The sequence below is a fragment of the Paenibacillus sp. 01T422 genome (assembly GCF_056398785.1).
In genome coordinates this window covers 1-2,865 of record NZ_JBFTQB010000845.1, presented here as the reverse complement: position 1 = coordinate 2,865, position 2,865 = coordinate 1, and the positions used below count along the sequence as shown (strand labels likewise).

Here is a 2,865-nt window from a genome sequence, read left to right as displayed (position 1 = left end):
CTGTTATCCTGTCTCCTCTTATCAGTCTTGTTTCCATTTTGTGCACGCTGATAAACCGCCATGGGTGGTATACGGCTTCGCATATCATCCTCTGGCTTGGTGTCCTTCAAGGGTTGATTGGCTTTGGTTTTCACCTGAATGGTGTGCGTAAAAGAGTAGGCGGTTTGGCTTTGCGAAACTTTCTCACAGGACCACCGGTGCTAATGCCTCTACTATTTTCATTTCTAAGTATTCTTGGTCTTACTGCCATTTATGGAGGTTGATTGACGATGACAAATCAAAGCTATTATCCGACTTATAACGTCATGGATGAGCAAAAGGAATGGGACGCCAACACTCGCAGTATCGTAAACGCTCGTTTACATCGTGAGACTAAGTATCAGTTCCTCACACCTGTGGAAGCCGAAACACTGCGAGCCTGGTGCTCGCTTCTAATGGATGATAATCGAGGGGATATCATGCAATACATCCTCTGTCATATTGACGAGGTTCTCACACAAGACAAAGGCGAGGGGCAGCGAAAAGTGAATGTCCCCCCTGTACGCACGCTTTTACGCCAAGGACTTAAGGCCATTGATGAGACTGGCTGGATAGCTGGCAGCAAACCATTTTTCCAATTGGATGAGCCTTCTCAGCGACAAATTATGCTGCAGATCAGCGGCGAAAGTTATCCCTTAACAGAAAATTGGGACGGCATCCCGCAGAAAGCTTTATTTCAAAAGCTGCTAAAGCTCAGTGTTGAGGCTTATTATTCTCATCCTTTGGTATGGTCCGAGATTGGTTTCGGCGGTCCTGCCTATCCACGTGGTTATGTTCGCGCAGAAACAGGTCAGCTTGACCCCTGGGAGGCTGTGAAGGAACAATGAAGAGGAGATACGAGCAAGATGCGGTTGATATCTTAATCGTTGGAGCAGGTGCCGCAGGTGGAATTCTCGCCAAAGAACTGAGCGAAGCTGGGCTCAGTGTCGTTGTCATGGATGCTGGACCTTGGCGGGATCCCCAAAAAAACTTTGCTAGCGACGAGTTGAGTATGCGGCAGTTGGGCTGGGAAGATACTCGGCTTGTAGATGGGACAGTCCCTCTAGGTATGGGTTACTCTAATTCAGGCCGGGGCGTTGGCGGGGGAACGCAAAACTTCACGGGCGTTTTCTTACGATTTCATGAATCTGATTTCAAAACCAAATCCATCGATGGTGTTGGAGAAGACTGGCCTATTCATTACAAGGACCTTGAACCTTACTATAATCGGATCGAGAAAGAAATTGCCGTTTCCGGCCCTAAACACTTTCCGTGGGGCAACTTCCAGGGACCCTATCCCTATCCTGAACGAGACCCCTTAAGTCCGAATGCTTATCTATTTCAAAAAGGTTGTGAAGCACTCGGCATTCAATCAGCCGTTACACCGCTAGCCATTCTATCTGCTCCCTTTGATGGTCGTCCTCCCTGCATCAATCGCGGTTTCTGCATCCAAGGCTGTATGCCGAATGCCAAATTCAGTACCTTGACTGTACATATCCCCAAAGCAGTGAAAGCCGGAGCGGAAATTCTCGCTGATTGCATGGTCACTCAAATCGAAGTTGATACTAACGGTCATGTCAGCGGTGTGCTCTTCATCCATCAAGGGACAGAGTATCGGCAACGTGCCAAAACAGTAATTTTGTGCGCTCATGCTGTCGAGACCCCTCGTCTCTTGCTCCACTCCGCGTCGCCGCAATTCCCTGACGGTCTAGCCAATTCTAGCGGCTGGGTGGGCCGAGCGATTATGACTCATAGCAGCAACGATGTTTATGCCAAATTTGAGCAGGAAGTTCGTTTATACAAAGGCACTCCTGTACTAGCCTCAACGCAGGATTTCTATGAAACGGATCATCGGCGAGGTTATGCTCGTGGCTACACGATTCACTCTCATGGTTCGAGACCTATTGATATGGCTGATGGGATTAGTAAATCGACACAAACGCCTCTGTGGGGTTCAGGACTAAGGCAAGCTATGCTTAATTACAATCACTACGGAAGGCTTACGATGGTGGGAGAGGTGCTTCCACAGTGGGATAACCATATCTCCTTATCGGATGAAAAAGATGAGTATGGTATGCCGCGTGCTGCTGTCACCTTTAATTACGGAGATAATGATCGCAAACTCATTAATCACGCTGTGGGCAATATGCAGCTTATCCTCAAGGCTGCCGGAGGTGAAATTGCCTTCGTCGTTCCAGATACACAGCATTTCATGGGAGGGTGCCGCATGGGGAATAACCCTGCTACATCGGTTGTTAATACATACGGCCAGAGCCACGATGTACCTAATCTTTTCATCTGCGATGCGAGTTTATTTGTGACCTCTAGCGGCTGTAATCCCACCAACACCGTTATGGCATTGGCGGCCAGAACCGCGGATTATATCATCGAACTCGCTAGCATTTAATTCCGTTGATCTTTCTATAGATTAGTTGCATCTCGCGTATCCCAACATCTACAATAGAGCTTAACAGAGAAGATGAAAGGAGTGTCGAAACGACCATGGCCATCGCAGAATTTACAATTATTCCAATTGGAACAGCAACCACTAGCCTTAGCGGTTATGTAGCAGATCTACACAAAGAACTTGAGAAGCACGCGGATATCACCTTTGAAATGACCCCCATGGGAACTATTCTAGAAGGTTCCTTGGATCGAATTCTGGAGGTCATTCGTGCTGTGCATGAGGTTCCCTTCACTAATGGCGCACAGCGCGTCTCCACTTCGATCAAAATCGACGATCGTCGAGATAAAGCAGCCTCCATGTCACAAAAAATGCAATCAGTTGCAGAGAAGTTAAAATAAGAAAAGCATCCCTCGTTGGGATGCTTTTTTATATGAAAGGAA

4 protein-coding genes are annotated in these 2,865 nt (G+C 47.5%); all 4 read left to right on the top strand.

What is annotated here, in order from left to right:
- The coding region (locus AC1DUA_RS32280; RefSeq protein WP_477503627.1) for a hypothetical protein at positions 1 to 263 on the top strand (263 nt) is incomplete at its 5' end.
- A 6-nt stretch (positions 264 to 269) separates the two neighbouring features.
- Complete coding sequence (locus tag AC1DUA_RS32275; RefSeq protein WP_477503626.1) at positions 270 to 866, top strand: gluconate 2-dehydrogenase subunit 3 family protein; 597 nt, start codon at positions 270 to 272, stop codon at positions 864 to 866.
- On the top strand, positions 863 to 2,425 hold the full coding sequence (locus AC1DUA_RS32270) for a GMC family oxidoreductase (protein WP_477503625.1): 1,563 nt from the start codon (positions 863 to 865) through the stop codon (positions 2,423 to 2,425). The genes AC1DUA_RS32275 and AC1DUA_RS32270 overlap by 4 nt, the downstream gene beginning before the upstream one ends.
- Positions 2,426 to 2,520: 95 nt before the next feature.
- On the top strand, positions 2,521 to 2,823 hold the full coding sequence (locus tag AC1DUA_RS32265; protein WP_127458386.1) for an MTH1187 family thiamine-binding protein: 303 nt from the start codon (positions 2,521 to 2,523) through the stop codon (positions 2,821 to 2,823).
- Positions 2,824 to 2,865 lie beyond the last annotated feature (42 nt).